Origin of the sequence: Vibrio sp. Isolate23 (genome assembly GCF_022398095.1) — a bacterium.
Taxonomy (GTDB): Bacteria; Pseudomonadota; Gammaproteobacteria; order Enterobacterales; family Vibrionaceae; genus Vibrio; species Vibrio coralliilyticus_A.
The window spans coordinates 416,536-436,867 of the sequence record NZ_JAKEUV010000001.1 but is presented as its reverse complement, the minus strand read 5'-3'; the positions used below and the strand labels follow the sequence as shown (position 1 = coordinate 436,867).

Sequence of the window (20,332 nt, the reverse complement as noted above, 5' to 3'; positions counted from 1 at the left end):
CTGACTTTTGTCAGAGGATTCAATACGTCTGTTACATCAACCATTGAATAAAATGGTGACTATTTTGGAAATACACATGAGAAGTTTATTTAAAGGCACCGCTGTCAGCATAATATCTTTGTTGCTTGCGCTGAGTGCGGTGCTGTCTATGGCTTATGCGTCAACACCAGTCGATACAGGCTGGATGAGTAAGGAAGAGCACCCGCCACTCAAAACCCGCTTCGTTCTTACGGGTCAAATTGACGAATCGGCAAAAACAGTTGAGGGGTTACTTGAGGTCGAGCTTGATGATGACTGGAAAACCTATTGGCGTAGCCCTGGTGAAGGGGGGATAGCACCTTCCATTGACTGGGGTGAATCAACGAATTTAGCCAATGTGAAATGGCATTGGCCTTACCCCGAACAGTTCAGCCTATTGGGTATCAACACTCTCGGTTATAAGGAAAAGGTGACCATACCGATGACGTTGCAGGTTGAAGATTTCTCTCAGCCGGTGTCGATCGATGCTAATTTAACGATGTCATCTTGTACGACGATCTGCGTGCTTACCGATTATCCTTTCTCGCTCACGTTTATGCCAAGTGACTTAATGATTAATCAAGAAGCGCTCTATAAACATGCTCAGGCGATCAGTCAGGTACCTAAGTCTTCTCCTTTATTATCGAATGCAACAGCGACTTGGGATACGAGCGCGAATGTTCTTCAGGTAAAGATGACTAAGGCGCTGGGCTGGCAAGAACCTGAGCTAATTGTGGATGGGCATACCGATGAGGCTAAAGAGTATAGCTACAAGTTAACCAATGTTAATGTTGATGAAAACACGGTCATTGCTACGTTTGAAGTGTCGAGTTGGCTCGGGGAGATTGAGTTTGATGATCAGAGCGTGTTTGTCACAGTTCAGGACAAAAACTTTCTTGCTGAGCAAGATGTTGTTGTCGTTAATGGTACCATCGTTAAGGAAGATATATCTCTGTTGCCGATGATCGGCTTTGCCTTATTTGGTGGCCTAATCCTGAATGTAATGCCCTGTGTATTACCTGTTCTGGGGATGAAGCTGAGCAGTATCGTTGCGGTTCAGGGGGTAGAGCGACGCCAGATTCGCTGGCAATTCTTGGCGTCTTCGGCAGGTATTCTTACTTCGTTCTGGTTACTCGCGGCATTTCTTTTGGTGCTCAAGCTGACGGGCAATGCCGTCGGTTGGGGAATCCAATTCCAAAGTGGATGGTTTCTTGCCACTATGGTGCTGGTTACTGGTCTGTTCGGTGCCAATATGCTGGGTCTGTTCGAAATTCGTCTTTCATCACAAGCCAACACTTGGGCGGCATCAAAAGGGGATAACTCCTACACCGGACACTTTACCCAAGGTATGTTTGCCACTCTGTTGGCAACTCCGTGCTCGGCTCCGTTTTTAGGCACAGCGGTTGCGTTTGCTTTAGCCGCCAGCTCGTTGGAGTTATTGGCTATCTTTACGGCATTAGCGTTGGGTATGGCGCTGCCATGGATTGGTGTTGCACTTTTCCCTGGAATCGCCAACTTACTGCCTAAGCCTGGCGCATGGATGAACAAGCTCAAACTTTTGTTTGGCATCATGATGCTAATGACCAGTGGCTGGTTACTATCACTGTTAAACAACCATATTCCTTCGTTCTGGATCGTCTTAATAGCGTTGCTTTCAGTAGTGCTGATTCTGGCCCGCGTTAAGAAGGTTTATGGCGACAAAGCGATGGCAATTTCTGGCGCTGCAGCCGTACTCTTGCTGGCAGGTGGATTTGTACTAGCCAGCATTACGACCGAACATTGGGCGACACCATTACCCAATGATCTTGTTTGGCAGCCTCTGTCTGACGAAAGCATTCATCAAGCCGTGGAACAGGGGCAAACAGTATTTGTGAATGTCACGGCAGATTGGTGTGTCACTTGTAAAGCAAATGAGATTGGAGTCATCCTTCAGGATCCAGTTTACTCTGCACTGAAGCATCCTTCGATGACTCTGATTGAGGGAGACTGGACACATCCTGATGGCTCAGTCACTGATTACCTAAGAGCGAATGGTCGCTTTGGTGTTCCTTTCAATATCGTCTATGGCCCTGAAGCACCTCAGGGTATCCCTCTGCCCGTCATTTTATCAAGTGACGCGGTGATGGAAGCGATTGCAACTGCAGGGGGAAACCGCTAGTGAAACGTTCTGTACGTTACTGGCTTAAAGAGGTTCTGATTCTGGTGGTATTGGGTATTGTCATTACCTCTGCTATGGATTGGTTTCGTAGTCAGAGTCTCCCTACGGAGTCTGCGCCACCGATTATGGAGAGGACTATGGATGATCAATTCGTCGACGTTATTGCGATGAGCTATGAAGAACCTGTAGTGGTTTATTTCTGGGCAACATGGTGTCCTGCATGTAAGTTTGTCAGCCCTACGGTTGATTGGCTCAGCCAGTATTATCCAGTGGTCGGTGTTGCCGGTTCGTCAGGTCCTTCAGAGCGTGTTAAGCAGTTCATGCAGGCAAAAGATTATCAATTTAGCAATATTAATGATCAAAAAGGGGAGATATTCAATCGTTGGAATATCTCTGTGACCCCAAGCATTTTTATAGTCAAAGAGGGCAAGGTGGAAAGTATTACAACAGGAATCACTACACCACCAGGAATGCTGGTCAGGCTTTGGCTAAATCAATAGGAATAAAAAGTGATGAAAAAATTAGCAATTATCTTAGCGATGAGCACTTTTGCTATCGCCCCCTTAGTCCAAGCACAAACGCAGGATGAGAAGATCAGTGAGATTGTCGAAATGCTTAACGCCAATCCGAGTATTGTCGATGGGCTTCATGAAAGTTTGGGTTTGTATGTCAAACAACAGCAGCAGTTTGATCAACTTTTGTCGAGCAGCAAAGCGTATATTAATGACCCGAAACACACTTCTATGGGGGCAGAAGACGCTGAGCTGACATTAATCAATGTGACGGATTACAGCTGCCCTTACTGCAAAAAACTTGATACTGAATTGGAGAAGTTAATTGAGGATTATCCTCAGGTTAAAATCATTAACTTATACGTCCCTCTAAAGGAAGGGATGTCTAACGTCAATTCAGCAGGCTATGCCTTAAATGTCTGGCATAACGCACGGGAGAAATACCCGCAGGTGCATGAATTGTTGGTTGCAAAACCCGGAGTTCATGATGCGGTTTCTCTGGCTAAAATTGCCAAGAAAACAGGCACGGAGCAATACTTAAATAATCTTAAAGACGTCGAACAACAGTTAGAGAACAATTACGCTTTGTTCAATGGTTTTGGCTTGCGAGGAACACCTGCATTGATCGTCGGACAAGATGTCATCCCAGGGTACGTACCATACCAAAAGTTAGAAGAAGTGATTGAAAAACACCTGTAATTAAAAAAGGAACACTCCTTCATTGAAAAGGAGTGTTCACTTACTCGCTAATCATTTGGGCGTTTACGCTTTACGGCAGGGATGGTAAAAGCCCAGTGAGCGATGAGTAGACAAAGTAAGAAATAGAGAGTAGTAGCAGGTGCTTGCAATGGAAAGTCGACACTCATATGGATCAACATTCCCAAAATAGCCATAAAAGCCCCTAGCCCAGCCCCTTTCATTTGACGGCTGCGACGTTGTTTAAATGCCACTATAGATTTACGAAGAGAGGCAATAATGATAAGAGCTAGTATTGAGCTACCAATTAGGCCATATTCAAAAACAAACTGTACATAGTCGTTATGGGTATGGTCATAAAATAATTGGATGTTTCCATTATTAAATGCCTGAAATGAAGAGTAAAAGCTTCCTCCACCATAACCAAGCCATGGCTGTTGCTGAATGGCCTCCAAGGCAGCATAAATCACATCGTCTCGCGACTCATTACTCAGGCTGGTTTCGACTAAACGCTGCTTGACCTTGTCTAAACCAAACCATGTACTCACGATCACAGTATCAATCACGAATAGGCTGGCAATAAGAACATACATACTTTTAGGTTTATTTTTATACAGCAGCAATAGAAGTAAGCTGCCCGTTGTTAAAGCAACAAAAAAAGCGACGTTCCCCATTCGCGACCGGGTCAAAACTAAAGCAATGACCATAATGATCAAGCCCAAACGAATAAAAGCCTTATCGGATAAGAACACGGCGAAAAAGCGTTGTGCAGACAGGCGAATACTTTGCTTTTGGCTATCTTGCAATTGTGAGATTAGCAAGCCAAAGCCGATACAAAGATTGATCAATAAGAAGTTTGCCAGATGATTGTGATAAACAAAACTCCCTGAGGCTCGATGACCCACGGGTAAATCAAACATGGGTGAGAGAGGTAGGTCGAGCAATTGAATGACACCCGCATAAAAACCTTGGCACACCCCACTGCTGACCATGACGATGAGCAGGGTTTTGAGTCGTGGCATGCTAGTAATGACCACAGATGCGACTAAGCAAAGCTGTAAATAATGCAGTGTTTTAACGGATGAAACGAGTGCCAGCCCTGTGTCTTCAAAAGCCCCAAAAGGGAGTAGAGGCTGAGCAAAGGCCCATACCGTAAAAATAGTTAATGGTACTAACAGCGATTGAGTTCGTTTAAGGCTATGTCGCCAATGATCGCTGGAATAACAAATCACACAGAGAAGCAGCATTCCCGCGATGATAAATTCATTAATCGACCATGCCCATGGACGGTTACCTCCCAAAGGAATTGGTAGCCAAAATACAAACAGAAGAAACGCAGGAAAAATGAGTCGTTCAAGGAAATGTGTCATATAAAAAGCACAAAAAAGAGGCAGGCTCAAGGCCTGCCTTAACAATACAAATTCAACTTAATTAGGCGAGGCAGTACCACCGCCACTACCGTTGCCCGTGCCAAGTGCGGTCGTAGCACCCGGATTCACAGCCAAAGGTGGAGCTGTCGCAATACCTGCTGCGGTTGGTTCACTGATTAACGCCGGGTCGGCACCACCTGAAATAGCAGCGACAAGAATGTCTGTTGGGTCAAGAAGGTTGAGCTCTGCAACGGCATCCACAATGTCTTGCGCGTAATCTGGAGCAGCCAGCACAGCTTGCTGGATAAGCTGTTCGTAGGCATCAGGCGCTGCATGGCTGACAATAATTGCTGTCGCTTTAGCCATTTGTTCTGGAGCGAGTGTTTGAATGGCTGCATCCAGAACCGCAAGGCTCTCACTTGTGTGTGTTTGTGAAGCCATTGCCAAAATATCAGTTGATTGTTCAGGACAGCTCGAGAGTAAGCTAATCAGTGTCGAGGTGACATCTGTCGTGTCGTTTAATGAAGCCTCAATGGCATCAATATCTGAACAGGCAACGTTAGAGACTTCTTCTGCCATGCTGTGTGTTGAAAACACTATGCTGGTTATCAACATCCATATTTTGTGGTTCATTATGCTAATTCCTACTTACTCACAGTGAGGCGACAATCCAGCCAGTATATGGCTTTACGCTGATTAATCGACAAATATTGAACTAAGATTCTGTTTTTCTTAAAAATGATTCTGTTGCTTACTCATTTTTGAAACACCTATATGTTTAGGTAGCGACATGAGGCTAAAGATGCGTAGTCGATATCCGGCATTTGCTTCATTACGATACAAGCGAAGCGGAATTTCTTGTTTTGTGTCAGGTAGTCACGAAATCTCTGTCGGACATCTTTATGCTTAATCGCCCTATAGATGTGGGGCATCGCTAGCTTGCGCTCATTGGGTGAGAACTGTTGCCAGTTGGACAAAGCTAAAGTGGCGATTTTAAAGTTTACCTGAGGTATGTATGGGCCTTTTATATCCGCTTGATGCAGATATTGTTCTCGGTTAGCTCCTAGAAGCTGAGTCTCTAAAGTCGCTAAATCGGCCCAAGTATTGGGCCAGTTAGGTCGAAGCTCAGCGCTAATAAGATAAGCACTTTTCGCGAGTTCAAGATAAGCCTGTTTCTCTGCATCATCGCTGATGTAAGCTTTCCACTCGTACACTTTTCCTTGTAAATCGAAATAGTGTGGATGTGAAGAGTGGTGCTTAATGCTCGATTCAATGAGCATTTCAGCCTGCTCGATGTCACTGAGTTTAGGTTTATCGGCTGATTTATCCCATAGTTCAATCTGGTTCGATACCGCTTTGGCGTAGAGAGATGCTACGCCAAAGTGATATGAGAGATAAAGGACAAATATAGCGGACAATGCTAATCCTAACTTAGACAAAGAAGCAGCCAACTTACCTTTCATTAGGCGTTCTCGACCCCGTAGTATGATTGGTACTGTTTATAACCGCTATAGGCTGAAGCTTTCTTTACATTAAGCTTGTTGAGGATAACGCCATCGATTCTTGTTCCTTGCTGAGCGAGCTTACCGACGACATCACGTACTGTCTTGGTTCGGGTTTGAGAGGCGTTGATAACGATAACAGCAGAGTCGACATAGCGAGACAGCATAAATGCGTCACTGACGGCGAGGCATGGTGGTGTATCGATGATAATGCGATCGTACTTCGTTTTTAATTGCTCGATAAAGTCAGAAAAGCTGGTAGAAGAGATCAGCTCAAGCGGGTTGTTGGTGTATGTGCCCGCAGCGAGTATATCCAACTCTGACTCATCATCCCGATATACACAATCTTCAATGGCGTGGGTTTTCGTCAATACGTTTGTCACCCCAGGCTGCGCTGATGGCAAACCAAATCGACGTGCGATGGTGGGTTTTCTCAAGTCGCAGTCGATTAATAAAGTCTTTTCCATCTGAGCCAGAGATAGCGCAAGGTTTAGTGCAGAGGTGGTTTTCCCTTCATCAGGCTGCGACGAGGTTACCATGACTACAGAGCTAGGCTTATTTGAGTTTGCCAGTAGATAACCCGTACGAACAGTACGTATAGCTTCTGTTAACTGGCGATTACGCTCATCAAAATAAGCTTTGCTATCCAGTGGACGTTTGGTTTTTAGTGACGGCACAATTCCCAGAATCTCCAGAGACAGTTGCTTGGACACCTGCTTGATATCTGTGAAAGTATCATTCACTGCATCCGCGACAAATGCCATTACACAACCAAAGCTCAGAGAGGCCAAAAACGCCAGAATCACGATCATTTTACGATTTGGCTTACTTGGTGCTAACGGAGGGCTAGCGTAGTCCGTAAAGCGTGCAATATTGGCGTTGAAATCGCTTGATGCACTGGTTTCTTTTTGGCGACTTAAGAATAAATCAAACAGCTCACGGTTGGTCTGTACCTCACGTTTAAGCTCTGAATATTTGGCATTTTTAACCGTTAGTGCCTGAAACTCGACTTTGCGATTTTCGAGTTCTCGACGAATGGTTTGCTCAGCCTGCTTTGCAGCTTTAAGCTCATTATTGATGCCGTTCAGTAACTGGTTTAATTCTGAACGAAGGTTTTTCTTCACGGACTCTCGCTCGGCGATCGCAGCTTTGAGTTTTGGGTGTTTAGGCCCGTAGCGCTTTGAAAGCTCAGAGACCTTTCGCTCTGCCTGTACTTCCGCCACTTTGACGTCACGAATCGTCGGGTGATTTGAGATTTCAGGGACCGAGGCAAGTGCTGATAGCTGACTTGAATCAGATTTATAATTTCTGGCCACTTGGTATAAGGTTTCCGAAGCGACTCGGCGATCCCGAGCTTTGTTGAGCTGGGACGTCAGCTCTGCGAGTTCTTGCGAAGCCAGACTCTCGACCCCTTGGATATCAACTAGCCCTTCAGCCTGCAAAAAGGCTTGGAGCTGAGATTCCGATTGGCGCAACTTCTCACGCAAATCACCAATACGCTCATTAAGCCAGCTGGAAGCTTGTTGAGTGACCTCGATTTTGGCTTCTATGTTGCTATCCATAAACACACGGCCAATTTCATTGGCAATTTGTGCTGATAATTCTGGATTTCTGCTGGTATAAGAGATCTGTACGAGCTGAGTCTTTCGAATCGGATTGATCGCCAAACCGCGTTTGAATTTGTACAAGACTAATTTGTTTCTGGCGTACTCCGACTTTTCAAGATCTTGCTCTGGTAGGGATTTCCTAAAGGCTTGTAATACAGGAAACCATTCAATTAACTTGTCTTTCAGTGAAGTGTCAGATTCCTCTTGTGCGCGAGGATCAAACTCAGGATGGTTAGCCAAATTCAAGCGACGGATCACCTCTTCAGACACGCGATCCGATTTTAGAATCTCGATTTGAGTGAGGTAGTATTCTTGGCTTTTGGTATCTAAGCCGTAAAACTCCTCGATTGAGATAATATTAGCCTGTTTGGACTCAATTAATAATGTGGCTCGAGCGGTGTATTTTGATGGCAAAGACAATACAACCAATACCGCAATAGCAGTCACCAATAGTGAAAAAACAATGATGCGCCACTTGTAGTTAAGCAGCACTTTGAAATATTGGCGGATATCAATGAGCTCTTCTTTGCTCACCGGAGAATTCTGGGTATTTTCCATAATATTCAATTAAAAGAAGCTTTCTTCAACGGTGATAATGTCACCAGGTTGGATTCGGTGAAGTAGGGAAACACGAGTCGGCTCAGAGTTGGGTTCATCACTGGATGAGACAAAAATTTTGGTTTTTGACGCACGCTCGGTGAAGCCTCCGGCAATAGTGATCGCTTTGTTGACGGTTAACCCCGGATGAAATGGATAGCCACCGGATGCGATGACTTCACCATTGATAAAGTAAGGACGGTACTCGACAACGCTGACATAAACGTTAGGGTTCACTAAATAACCATCGAGTAGGCCATCATGGATCGATTGTTTTACTTCTCTGAGCGTACGGCCTTTGAGAGCGATGCTGCCTAGAAAAGGATAATCGATGGAACCGCTGTCACTGACTCGAGTTTCAAGTGACAGTTCAGGTTCATCATAGACCTGAACTTTGATCAGATCACCAACGCCAAGACGATAAAGCTCATCGCTAGCCATAGCTTGAAATGAAAGACATAGCAGCAGAATTGAAAATAGAGACTTCATGAGCTTACATTACACCTTCTAGCGCTATGTAATAGACGGATTGGTCATAGCTAAAGTTGTTTAGATTTGAATCACGTGATTCATAAGACACTCCGCCTTTGAACGTCAACCAACGACGGAAATCATAATCAAGATAAACGCTGGCTTTCGAGGTATCGTCCTCTCGCGTGCTGTCCGTATAGTCCTCTGACATATAAGAAAGCTCAGTGTTTGTTGAGATGATCTCCGTCCAGTTATGAGACCAGTTCGCATTGTAAACTGAGGTATCAATTGCACCGCCCAGTCCATTAGGGTCGGTCGACTTACGGCTGGTTTTCAGTTCTAGTGCTGAGTAGCTTCTTAACAAGTAAGCGACATCAATATCCCAAGAGAAAGAATCGAAATCTTTTCGTTGCGAGGCATCAAACTCTTTATTTTGATAACCTACCTTCACACTCCCGCGAAGTTTTCCTGTTGCATCCCAAGATGTCCCTAGATAAATGAAGTGATGCAAGCTATCACGTTCACTAGAGCCAGGAGCGACTTCGTTGTAACTTCTGTCATTGACAATGTACTGTGCTAATAAAGAGGTTTTTGGAAATGCCTTGTAGAAGAAAGCGGTACTGAATCGACCTTCATCCCAATCCTGGTAACGAGTTACATTGCGGTTATTTTTGTACGACAAGTCCCCCCAACCGACATTGGCCTCTATTTGTCCCTTAGCTTCGGTACTACCATAACGATAACCAAGATTGAAAGAATTCGAGACATACTTGTTGTAGTCAAGGTCAGTCGTTGTGTCGTTATCACCACGATTTTCATGCGTTTTTGCTAAGCTGTAACGCAGGTCGAGTGCATTTCTTGAATTTGCTTCCCAGTAACTGGTGAGATCTAGAAAATGATCGGTGTAGTTGTCTCGCTGAGAGCTAAAGAATTCACCGCGTTGAATACGGTATCCTAGGTTGTGCTTTTGCTTGCCATTTTCAAGCTCGAACCCAACGCCGGGTTCGTACACGCTAAACCAAGAACTGGTTTCATTGAATTCTTCTTTCGCTACGTTGCTGTTATGGCCACTGTATAGGTTCAGATAAGGCACAATAGCGATGCCTGACTCTGTTTTGAACGGCACTGGTGTTGGTGCAGCACAGATGGAATAAGACATCGCAATCGTCAGAAAACCGCTAGTGGGTGAGATGAGTTTGTTGAATCTATTCATAATAAAATCATGTCCATGACTTAGTAGGCGTTTTTGCCGACAAAACCTTTAAAAACAGTGAGGAAAACGATCTTTATGTCGAACCATAGTGACCACCTGTGGATGTAGTCGAGATCGAACTGAACTCGCTTCTCCATTTTGTCGATAGTATTCGTTTCGCCGCGCCAACCATTAACCTGAGCCCAGCCAGTGATGCCCGGTTTAACCTTATGACGTAGCATGTATCGGTTCACGATCGTACGATATTCTTCATTGTGCGCCACGGCATGTGGACGGGGACCAACGATAGACATGCGTCCTTGAAGGACATTGATAAACTGAGGTAGTTCATCCAGTGATGTACGACGAATAAAAGCCCCAAACTTAGTGACACGTGGATCGTTTTTCGTCGCCTGAGCCACTTTTTCTCCGTTATCCATGACCTTCATACTGCGAAATTTCCAAACCTTGATTGGTTTTCCATCTAAGCCATATCTAAGCTGTTTGAATATGATAGGTCCTGGAGATGAGATTTTGACGCCTATCGCAACGGCAGTGAGTACTGGGCTTATCAGCACTAGGATCAGGCTGCTTAGGACAAGGTCTTCTAGGCGTTTAAGCCAGGTTGATAAACCATTAAATGGGGTATCAAATATGCTGAAAGCGTTGACGTCACCAATGGTATACCAGCGAGAGTGGAGCAAGTTAAAAGTAAAGAAGTCCGGTACGACATAGGTGTTAACGGTACTATCCGAAAAAGCTTCTAAGATATCGGAAATGCGCTTTTGTGCCTGCATAGGTAAAGCGATATAGATATTTTGTACTTCCCCGTTCTTTGCTAATGCCAACGCATCTTTTATTGTCCCTAGTATAGGCAAATCGCTAGAGAGTCTTTTAGGTTCTCTGTCATCATAAAAACCGGTAAGTTTAATGCCTAACTCTGGGTGACTACTCAGGTTTTTCGATAATTCCAAACCTTGAGGCGTCAAGCCAATAATAGCGGCTTTTTTGGTATGAACCCCTCTCTGATGAAGATAATAAAGAGCCATAAAAGCGAACGTTCGCCAAATAAGCAAAGTGGCAAAGGTCAGTACGATCCAATAACCAATGATCAGGCGAGAAAAGTCGGGGCCCGTTTTCGAAAAATAGCTAAGTAAAGTAAGCCCACCAACGGTCGAGAACCAGCAAAACGAGGTGTAAAGCGCAAGGGAACGAAGCTTAGCTGTGCGCCAATGGCTGTATATATCTAGGCTTTCAGCGATGAAAGAGTAGATGATGACACCTAACAGCCCAGCAGAAATGTAGCCTAAAGTAACAATGTGATCGTTGGCTTTTATTGCAATATACAACGCGCTGAGTATTACCAAGCAGTCAATCAAACGGTAAAAGACTTTACCGTGATAATTGGTAATACGTATCCTGCCTCGTTCACTCATTGGGGCTCCTGAAATACATGTAACCTCTGTAAGGTTTTATTGATGTGAAAATAGCAAGGCGCATTTTTATAACATCTTTATATATGTTGCAATGATATAAGGTGGCTCATTATTAAGACTGGCGATGTATTATTTTTGTATAGAGGGAAATGGATAGGATAGTTACTAATAAATAATCACTTAGAACAATATTAGGCTTTTTACTCAATAATTTACGGGTTATTTTAATGAGAGAATTTTATTTAAAATTTTTCTCCTGTTCTTAAATTGAAGACAAAAATGGAGGTTTTGTTTTCTCATTTATAAGAATTTGGATTGATTGGTGTTTACTTTTTATTAAATACAGTATTGGTTTTTAGGGTCGGTAATGCCTAATGAGTGCTCTAAGAGAGGTGCTAGGCAAGAGCAATGGTTAATACTCTTGCCTAATTTAGGGTTATTTCTTGGTGTATCTGGCAACAAAAGTTTGTGCTGCGTACTCAACCGTTGATTTCAGCTGTTCGCAGCTTGCGGGTGGTTGGTGTCCCAATAATTGTGGCCAGAAAACGATGGCCTTGATACTGCCTATGAATTGCTCGATAGCCATGGGGATGTCCTCAACCTCAAGAGCACCGGCATTAATTCCTTGCTGCACCCATTGATTCAAACCGTACGAGTCCTCTATGGCTGCAAACTGTTTCATCAGTAATTGAGAAGTATGAGAGCAGCGAATGCACTCGGCCATCACTAAGCGAGCAGTCATTTGAAAGTCTTCGGTGTTGATGTAACACATCTGCTTGAGCGTGATATCAACAAGCTGCTCCGCCACTGACACAGAAGGTTCAAATTTCAGCTCACATTGTTCATTAAAGCGACACATTAGCTTATCTACAATGACCTCAAACAGAGCATCCTTGTTTGGATAATATTTATATAACGTGCGCTTGGAGACTCCAGCGTGTTTAGAAATACCTTCCATACTCGCTTGCTCAAAGCCTTTTTGAGAAAAAACTTCAATGGCGGATTTGATGATATCTTCTTGTTTTATATCGCTTCGTTTAATCATGCATTCATCTCAAAATACTTAAAGTAAACGATGGTGTTTACTTTTAATGCTGCAATAACCAAAGTATACACCATCGTTTACTTTCTTGGGTAGCCAGTAGGTCATGAAAATGAGCAATATGATCAAAGCATCGATAGTTTCAGCACTTGGTGTTATGGGGTTCAGTCAGCTTCTTAAAGCGGAGAACAGTGTTGAGTTGCGACAAAGTGAGCGTTTAAGAGCTGAACGGATTGTCAACTCAAAGCAATTTCAGAACGGTAAGGCTATCGCTCGAATGCCGAACGTCCCAAGCACCGAAAGTATGTCTTCGGTTATGTGGAAATTTTTCTTTGAAAGAGCAGCCTTGAAGCCTAATTCACCCTTGCCACATATACCTGTCGATGCTGATAAATTGGCTCATCGTAGTGATGAGATACGCGTAACCTGGTTGGGTCATTCAAGCTTATTTATTGATATCGACAGAACACGAATTTTGATCGACCCTGTGTTTGAATATGCATCCCCCTGGATTGCCAAGAAGCTATTTTCACGAAACGTAAAAGCTCCTGCTGAGCGCGATAACTTACCGCTTCCGGACGCTATCGTTATTTCTCATGATCATTATGACCATTTAGAGGAATCGACGGTCCGCTACTATGCCAATAAAGACGTAATGTTTATGGTTCCGCTGGCTGTAGGCCGACACCTTGAAAAATGGGGAGTTAACCCAGACAAGATTCAAGAGCTTGATTGGTGGGAGTCCACTTCAATTAATGGTGTCACACTTACGGCAACGCCAGCTAACCATAATTCTGGTAGAACGGGGCTGGATTCGAATAGTACTCTATGGTCTTCTTGGGCCATTCATGGCCAGTCTGGCTCTATGTTCTACAGTGGTGACTCTGCTTATGATTCACATTTTAAAGAGATAGGTGAGAGGTTAGGCCCTTTTAATATGGCATTTATTGAAGTCGCCGCGAACGTGAAAGGTGGCGAGGGCTTCCCGGTGGAAAATTGGGGTCATATGCAGGCTCGTCATACGATGCAAGCCTTTAAGGACCTAGAAGCGGAAAAGCTCTTCCCTGTGCATTGGTCTACTTTTGAATTGTTTGCTCACAAATGGGATGAGCCGATGACAGATCTGATTGCCGAGGCGAATGACATAGGAGCGGATTTAGTCACTCCTATGGTTGGAGAAACGATTGAACTTAATAATGAGATTAATACATCATTCTGGTGGGAAAACCATGATGAAATCTTGGCAAAGTCTGACTTAAGCTTGCAAAGTAATATATTTTAACTTTCTAAAAAATAATGATATTTAATAAGAAGCCCACAGGTTGTGGGCTTCTTATTAGGCTTTGTCTTGTAGATCTTCGCCTGAAATGGGTGGATCAAACTTCAGGGTTTGAGTTGGGTAGGCGATATCAGCGTCATGTTGGTGAATAATAGACATGATTTTAAGTAATACATCTTCTTTTACTTCATGATAGCGAATCCAGTTTACGGTTTTAGTAAAGGTATACACCATCATTTGTAATGAAGAGGGTCCAAAAGCGTTGAAATTCACGATTAAGGTTTGCTTAGTATCAATGTCAGGATGATTTTTGAGCATTGTTTTGACGTCTTTTACGATTTGAGCAACCTTCTCGCCATCGTCGTAGCGGACACCGATTGTTTCTTTGATTCGTCGGTTGAGCATACGCGATGGGTTCTCTACCACGATATGACTAAACACTGAGTTTGGGACGTATAGAGGGCGTTTATCAAAAGTACGAATGATGGTCATTCGCCATCCAATACGCTCTACGGTACCTTCGATTTGACGGTCCGGAGAGCGAATCCAATCCCCGACTTTAAATGGGCGATCGAAGTAAATCATCATTCCACCAAAGAAATTCGAGAGCAGATCTTTCGCGGCTAAACCCACAATCAAGCCACCGACACCACCAAAGGTCAACAAGCCAGATAGACTCAGGCCAAAGGCTTGCATGATGGTTAGCATACCTATAATGATGAAGAACAGCCTTGATACTTTAGCGATCGCTTGAACCGTTGTTTCATCACGAGAATGCTGCTTTAGTACGTACTCTTCAACATTGTTGATCAACCGCATGATAATCCAGATGAAAATGGCAATCACAAGAAGAAGCTTAAGCGTGCTAAGCCAATTTAATTTGGAATCCAAGTAGTCTTCGAGAATGAAACCGAGTGAAACGGTCGCAGGCCAGCACCAGATAAGAGTACTGATAGGGGTTTTTAGAGCGTGGAGAGTTAAGTCATCCCAATGGAAGTGGGTTTTTTCAACAAGAATATCTAATCGGCTATAGATAATGCGCCAAGCTACCCAAGCAAAAAAACTGGCAGCGGTAATAAATAAAACATTGGTATCCCAGCTTTGCAGTAAGGCGACAAAATTCTTAGGCAAAAATGCAACTAACTCATTCATTAAACAGTTCTTATTGTTAATTTCACTGAGTCCAGTATAAAGGCTTGAAGGTAGGGAAACTACCGTCAATTTATGAGATGGCAACTGTAAGAGTGTATGTGGCTTGTTATTGGACTGGTATTGTTACTTTTGACTGCTGAAGTGCTCTGATAGGGCTGCTCGACGGTTTTTCGCTGAACCACTACTACCCCCCATATCGACAGTATTTTCGTAACCCGCTTTGATGAAACGTTGAGTTGGGCTGTTGGGTTCTAAGCGACGAAGTTGTGGAGATTTGAATGTGCCAGCAACCTGATAAATAGAAATGCCTCCCCCTGTAGTCACTTTGATAACCTTACCGTCAAAATCAAAGTTGGTCGTGACCAATCGATCGTTACGATAAACACCTCTCTCATTAAAGGTTAGAACCTCGGTATTATATTCAGGTGTACCAATTTCTATCCATCGCCCATAAACGTGTTTTGGGTGGACGTAATCTTGATAGCTGAAGAAAAGAAGAGACGAGAAAGCTACCGCCAAAGTGACTAGTAGCGTAACAAAAGACAATTTTAGAAAAGCTTCTTTTTCCATATAAGAGCGCTTTTTCCATCTTGGTGCATTGGTTGCCGCTCTGTTTAACGCCACACTCAACTGCTCTGATCAGTAAACTGGTTGAGAAGTTTACCTGTATTTCGCTGGGTCTGGTGTAAGAGTTTAAGCATTGATGTTTACTATCAATGATAAGTTTGATCTTAAGCCCAAAAAATGCACGGTTTATTTACGTTAATATAAGGTTTTACCAATGCCTTATATTCTATTTTCTGCCAGTAAGTATAGCCTGTCAGTCTTGTGATGCTGCAAAATACAATGGATGATAAGATCTACAAGGTGCTTAAGAGACTGATAAGAGTTCTACTTTCCTGTTTGTGCAGCGCTCGATTAGCCATCTATACGAGATAATCTCTTGGTTGGGATCTAAGCTTCATCTTTAGATATCAAGTTCCTTCTTGCCTATGGACGTTTATATGGTGACTCATGGCTTTTGTATTACTTTATAAACTTGCCGTCTAATACGGGAAGCTATTTCGAGCTTGATTGGGGAGAATGATTCCGTTACAACAAGTCCTAGGTTACAGATACATAAAGCAATTTTCATGGAGGATACATGATCAAAATAAATAAGTATTTTGAAGGTAATGTTCAGTCGCTAGGATTTGAGCAAGAAGGTAAGCAATCGAGTGTCGGTGTTATGGCTCCAGGTGAGTATACGTTTGGTACTGCAGCTCCAGAGCGTATGACAGTGGTGAAAGGTAGCCTGACGATTAAGCGTGTAGGAGAAGATGCTTGGACGACTTATTCTAGTGGTGAATCATTTGATGTTAGCGGAGATTCTTCTTTTGATTTAAGAGTGTCTCTAACGACGGCTTATTTATGTGAGTATCTATAAATCCCAACTCCACGTGTGATAATACACGTGGTGATTTTCTTTGGATCTTGCTTCGATAGGTAATAAATTGGCAAAGAGTTTGCTTAAATTGTTTTTAATTTGGGCATGAATATAAGGGAACGTGAGGTTTTTGTCGGTCTATTGTTCGGGAATCCCGAAATGTCTAGCAGTAATAAACAAGTTTATCATTTAGGCCGTTGACTATACTTAATCTGACGGAACCGGTTCGAGAGGAGGTCGATGATGGCTGTAGTACCTAAACACAAAGACCCACATGCTCGTTACGATCCCAGTCAGGAGCTTACTGCAGATCAGTTGCACCGATTTGGTAAAGTAGCGAATAAAGCACAACAACGCCGAGATGAAGTTTCTCAGCGCAGTTCACTTAGAACCGCAGCGAGAGCGGCTAAAGAAACGGCGATGAAACCTGTTGTGGTACCCAAGAAAGACAAACCTAACTCTACCCGTTATGCAGCGTGGATGCTCGTTGTAATGGCTTTCTGCCTGTGGCTCATGTTTATGAGCCGTTAAACTTTTTTATTGGCGTTACTTTATCTGGGTCAGGGTTTTCCACGCTTTTAACCATGTCCGCATGGTCAAGTTGATAGTAGCGATACTGATTCTTACCCCCGTGTTTTGCCGCGTACATTGCCTTGTCAGCACAGCGAGTTAGTTCGGGTAACGAATCCCCATCTTCAGGAAAAATAGCAACCCCAGCGCTGACAGTGAGCTTGTTGATTCTTTCCGTGCTTTGGTAACTATCTTCAAATAAATGACAAATACGATTCAGAATACCATTAAGATCTTTGATGCTGCGTACGTCATAAAGGAGCAAAACAAACTCGTCTCCAGCGTAACGTGCGATTGAATAATCGTGCTTCTTTGTTTTCCTATCTTTGGAGCGAATGTTATTTCTTAACCTTTTGGAAAAGTGTTGTAAAACACGGTCACCAACTTCATGCCCGTATGTATCATTAATAGCTTTGAAATTGTCTATGTCGAGAAAGACCATTGCAGTGATAGTGTTATTATCTCGCACTTCTTCTAGTTTCTCCAGAGCCCAACTTTCAAAACTCCAACGGTTAGCAAGGCCAGTTAACTGATCACGATAAGCGAGATCCTCTATACCTTCCTTATAGAGAGATTGAATATAGTTAACGACTTTTGCGTAAAAGTATGATGATGTATTACATAATAGATAGAGAGCAAATAGGCTGATGAGAAAGCGGTCGATGGAAATCGGTAGGGGAACCATAATGATATTGGTAAACAAGCAAGTCGAAAAAGTAAGTAAATAAAAAGCAGAGCTGAGTATTAGACCAGTACGAAAGTCACATACAAAAATCACGGCAGCAAGTATTGGATATAACCAAAACAGCCGATCAGATGCGTTGTCACCATATACCAATAATAGGGTTGCCTGAAAGAGTAAAACACCTGAGAGTATTAAGTCTGAAAGGTTGTCTGATTGGTTGAAATTCAAATACCAAAGATTGGCAATTAAGATACCCACACACAAAATATTGAGTGTACCGAACAGGTAATTCTGATTTGTGATGTGCATGAAACCATAATAGGCAAGAATCGCCAGTGTGACGAACGAACAAAGAAGAACGACTTTACACTTACGAGCTGAGTGCATATCGGCCATTTCTTCTAAATGTTGTCCTACAAATCCCGCCATTTAATTCCCTGCCTGTCTGTAAATTCACAATCCGGCAATTAAAGTCTAGAAGAAAAAATGAAGTTTGAATGAAGGTATTATTCAAGGCAATTTAGTGACAAGAAATAATTATATGAATACTATTTCTTATTATATGGCTAGCTAGAATTAATCACTAAACTTTGGCGCTTATGTAACTAATTGTATTTGATGCTTAAATACACAAGGCGCTAATATTTTGTCGTTTTTAAATCTATGATTAAATTGAAAAAATAAAATGCTAGGTCTGTTCCTTATAATAAAATAGTCTATAGAAAATACTAAGCACTGAATTCATTTCTCAGCCAGTTACGCAATGTAAGGACGTGTTCATTTTTAAGCTTTTCTCGCTGACAAGCGAAGTAAAAATCTTGATGAGGGTTGAGTACGGGGTTTCCGACTTCGACTAGAGAACCATGATGAACATCGTCACGAATGAATTGTCGGTGGGTCACAAATACCCCTAACTGACGGATTGTTGCCTGAACCGCCTGAATGGAAGCCGAAAAGCTTAAGTTATTGACGGAGCTTGGTATTGGTAGTTGGTGGCTCTCACACCATACTTGCCAGTCATACTTTCTTCTATCATTTGCAGCAATAATTGCGGGGTAGTGTGCGAGAAGCGACTCTGGCGTTGTGCCCGTACGGACCAGTTCAGGGCTGGCGGCCATCACTAACTCATCATGAGCCAGTAACTCGCAATAGTAATCTTGCCAGTCATCCGTTTTGCCGTGAATAATTGCAACGTCAACACCTTCATTTTCCATTACAAAGTGGCCAATTAAGTTAGAGATACGAATATCCAGTTGAGGCGCGTATTGATTAAAACGGTTCACTCGCGGAATCCACCAGTGCATTGCTAATGAATTGACCATGTTAAGTGTTAGCCGCTGACTTTGCTGCTCATCAATTAGGTGTTGAGTGGCGGTTATAATTTGCTCTATTGCTGGCGCGACTTGTTTGTAGTAACGGCGACCAGCCGCGTTGAGTGTAACTGTTCGTCCAGTACGAATAAACAGCGCTTGTCCAATCTGGGTCTCTAAAGATTTAATCGCTTGGCTTACTGCTGAGTGGCTCACACTCAGTGCTTTTGCTGCTTCCGTCATGCTGCCAGTCTCGGCAATTGCGATAAATGAATAAATTGATTTAAGAGGCGCTAATTTTCTCATTTGTAAGTTTTTCTTACCTATTTTGTCAATATTACTCGTTTTTAATTTGTACTGGCGGCTTTTAAACTAAGTGCTAAATACGGAGGAGTTATGCCCAGTCAGTTGTACCCAGTTTTATTCATGTTGTCTTCTACATTCAGTTTGTCATTAACCGGATTGTTTTCCAAGTTTTTGAGTGAGCACTATGACGCTAATCTACTCAGTTTTCTTAGGTTTATCCTGCCTGCAATGATATTAATTCTAGCGTTTTGTGGCAAAGATGTGCGTTGGCCAGACCGCAATGAACAGAGACCAATTTGGTTGAGAGCCTTGTGTATCGGGGCATGCCAAGTTTGTTTTGTTTACTCACTCCAGCATTTGACCTTAGTGGAAAGTGTGGTTCTATTTGGGACGGGTCCGTTGTTTATCCCATTGTTAGAGAAGCTTATATTTTCTATCAGTATTGGAGTAGTGAACCTGTTAGGGCTACTGACTACCTTTGTTGGTGTGGTTCTACTGGCGGGAGATGTCAGCGGATTCAACTTCAGAGCTGAGCTTTTAGTGGGACTTGCAGCTGGCGTGTTTAATGCTGGATCCCAACTCAGCCTTTATCGTATTAGTCAAAGTCGGTTGAATGCATTTGAAATCAATTTGTGGACTTTTCTATTCGCCGCTGTTGTTATCACACCGTTAGTCGCATTCAGCTTAGTGAATCATCATGCTATGTATCAAGCATCGGACGTAAGTCCTTGGCTTATTGTGATGGCGCTTGGTACTTTATCAGTGCTGATCATTAATACGCAGGTGTTTCGCTCAAAAGCGTACAAACTGGCTGAGTCAGGCTCACAACTTGCGCCACTTATTTTTACCAATCTGTTGTTTACCGCAGCCTGGCAGGTGCTGTTTTATAACGAGCGTTATAACTCGTACCAAGTATTGGGGTTAACTCTGATTATTGCAGCCAACATTACCTGTGTTGTGTTACCTAAGTGGCTAAAAAGTAAAAGTTTAAAAGCCGCATAAA

At 43.1% G+C, this 20,332-nt stretch carries 19 protein-coding genes; 7 read left to right on the top strand and 12 right to left on the bottom strand.

All coding sequences use genetic code 11. The annotated features are described in order from the left end of the window. Nucleotides 1–76 precede the first annotated feature (76 nt). Genes L1D31_RS01960 through L1D31_RS01950 form a run of 3 tightly spaced genes read left to right on the top strand, consistent with a single transcriptional unit; the run spans nt 77 to nt 3,387 of the window. Nucleotides 77–2,176 (top strand): protein-disulfide reductase DsbD domain-containing protein, encoded by a 2,100-nt coding sequence (locus L1D31_RS01960; protein ID WP_239835412.1) that lies wholly within the window; start codon nt 77–79, stop codon nt 2,174–2,176. Continuing rightward, on the top strand, nt 2,176–2,676 hold the full coding sequence (locus L1D31_RS01955; protein ID WP_239835411.1) for a protein disulfide oxidoreductase: 501 nt from the start codon (nt 2,176–2,178) through the stop codon (nt 2,674–2,676). Before L1D31_RS01960 ends, L1D31_RS01955 begins: the two co-directional genes overlap by 1 nt. Before the next feature lie 9 nt (nt 2,677–2,685). Beyond that, nucleotides 2,686–3,387, top strand: a complete 702-nt coding sequence (locus tag L1D31_RS01950) for a DsbA family protein (RefSeq protein ID WP_239835410.1) — start codon at nt 2,686–2,688, stop codon at nt 3,385–3,387. A gap of 47 nt (nt 3,388–3,434) precedes the next feature. Here the strand turns inward: L1D31_RS01950 and L1D31_RS01945 are convergent, their stop codons facing one another. The 8 genes from L1D31_RS01945 to L1D31_RS01910 all read right to left on the bottom strand — a co-directional run bounded on the left by L1D31_RS01945 (nt 3,435) and on the right by L1D31_RS01910 (nt 12,604). Further along, on the bottom strand, nt 3,435–4,754 hold the full coding sequence (locus L1D31_RS01945) for an O-antigen ligase (RefSeq protein WP_239835409.1): 1,320 nt from the start codon (nt 4,752–4,754) through the stop codon (nt 3,435–3,437). A 57-nt stretch (nt 4,755–4,811) separates the two neighbouring features. Beyond that, entirely contained in the window at nt 4,812–5,387 is a 576-nt protein-coding gene (locus tag L1D31_RS01940; RefSeq protein WP_239835408.1) for a hypothetical protein, read from the bottom strand. Nucleotides 5,388–5,524: 137 nt separating this feature from the next. After that, nucleotides 5,525–6,217 carry a VpsP family polysaccharide biosynthesis protein gene (locus L1D31_RS01935; RefSeq protein ID WP_239835407.1) on the bottom strand — a complete coding sequence of 231 codons (693 nt, stop codon included), beginning with the start codon at nt 6,215–6,217 and terminating at the stop codon, nt 5,525–5,527. Next, nucleotides 6,217–8,421 (bottom strand): exopolysaccharide regulatory tyrosine autokinase VpsO, encoded by a 2,205-nt coding sequence (gene vpsO / locus L1D31_RS01930; RefSeq protein ID WP_239835406.1) that lies wholly within the window; start codon nt 8,419–8,421, stop codon nt 6,217–6,219. Before vpsO ends, L1D31_RS01935 begins: the two co-directional genes overlap by 1 nt. Before the next feature lie 9 nt (nt 8,422–8,430). Next, on the bottom strand, nt 8,431–8,949 hold the full coding sequence (gene vpsN, locus L1D31_RS01925; protein WP_239835405.1) for an exopolysaccharide export protein VpsN: 519 nt from the start codon (nt 8,947–8,949) through the stop codon (nt 8,431–8,433). Nucleotides 8,950–8,953: 4 nt separating this feature from the next. After that, the gene (locus L1D31_RS01920) at nt 8,954–10,144 is read right to left on the bottom strand and encodes an outer membrane beta-barrel protein (RefSeq protein WP_239835404.1); all 1,191 of its coding nucleotides are present in this window, start codon (nt 10,142–10,144) and stop codon (nt 8,954–8,956) included. A 20-nt stretch (nt 10,145–10,164) separates the two neighbouring features. Then, complete coding sequence (gene vpsL, locus L1D31_RS01915; RefSeq protein WP_239835403.1) at nt 10,165–11,559, bottom strand: exopolysaccharide biosynthesis glycosyltransferase VpsL; 1,395 nt, start codon at nt 11,557–11,559, stop codon at nt 10,165–10,167. Between the two features lie 436 nt (nt 11,560–11,995). Next, entirely contained in the window at nt 11,996–12,604 is a 609-nt protein-coding gene (locus tag L1D31_RS01910; RefSeq protein WP_239835402.1) for a TetR/AcrR family transcriptional regulator, read from the bottom strand. Between the two features lie 109 nt (nt 12,605–12,713). Here L1D31_RS01910 and L1D31_RS01905 point away from each other — a divergent pair, with 109 nt between their 5' ends. Continuing rightward, nucleotides 12,714–13,883 (top strand): MBL fold metallo-hydrolase, encoded by a 1,170-nt coding sequence (locus tag L1D31_RS01905; protein WP_239835401.1) that lies wholly within the window; start codon nt 12,714–12,716, stop codon nt 13,881–13,883. Nucleotides 13,884–13,937: 54 nt separating this feature from the next. On the opposite strand, the gene L1D31_RS01900 is transcribed toward L1D31_RS01905, so the two are convergent. Further along, complete coding sequence (locus L1D31_RS01900) at nt 13,938–15,032, bottom strand: mechanosensitive ion channel family protein (protein ID WP_239835400.1); 1,095 nt, start codon at nt 15,030–15,032, stop codon at nt 13,938–13,940. Nucleotides 15,033–15,155: 123 nt separating this feature from the next. After that, nucleotides 15,156–15,602 (bottom strand): DUF2850 domain-containing protein, encoded by a 447-nt coding sequence (locus L1D31_RS01895; RefSeq protein WP_239836358.1) that lies wholly within the window; start codon nt 15,600–15,602, stop codon nt 15,156–15,158. Nucleotides 15,603–16,176: 574 nt separating this feature from the next. Here L1D31_RS01895 and L1D31_RS01890 point away from each other — a divergent pair. Then, nucleotides 16,177–16,458 carry a pyrimidine/purine nucleoside phosphorylase gene (locus L1D31_RS01890; RefSeq protein ID WP_239835399.1) on the top strand — a complete coding sequence of 94 codons (282 nt, stop codon included), beginning with the start codon at nt 16,177–16,179 and terminating at the stop codon, nt 16,456–16,458. A 243-nt stretch (nt 16,459–16,701) separates the two neighbouring features. Then, complete coding sequence (locus L1D31_RS01885) at nt 16,702–16,989, top strand: hypothetical protein (RefSeq protein ID WP_239836357.1); 288 nt, start codon at nt 16,702–16,704, stop codon at nt 16,987–16,989. Here L1D31_RS01885 and L1D31_RS01880 read toward each other — a convergent pair. Then, nucleotides 16,976–18,142 (bottom strand): GGDEF domain-containing protein, encoded by a 1,167-nt coding sequence (locus L1D31_RS01880; RefSeq protein WP_239835398.1) that lies wholly within the window; start codon nt 18,140–18,142, stop codon nt 16,976–16,978. The genes L1D31_RS01885 and L1D31_RS01880 overlap by 14 nt on opposite strands. 299 nt (nt 18,143–18,441) lie before the next feature. Next, nucleotides 18,442–19,329 carry a LysR substrate-binding domain-containing protein gene (locus L1D31_RS01875; RefSeq protein ID WP_239835397.1) on the bottom strand — a complete coding sequence of 296 codons (888 nt, stop codon included), beginning with the start codon at nt 19,327–19,329 and terminating at the stop codon, nt 18,442–18,444. A gap of 90 nt (nt 19,330–19,419) precedes the next feature. Between L1D31_RS01875 and L1D31_RS01870 the strand changes: the two genes are divergently transcribed. Continuing rightward, on the top strand, nt 19,420–20,331 hold the full coding sequence (locus L1D31_RS01870; RefSeq protein ID WP_239835396.1) for a DMT family transporter: 912 nt from the start codon (nt 19,420–19,422) through the stop codon (nt 20,329–20,331). Nucleotide 20,332 lies beyond the last annotated feature (1 nt).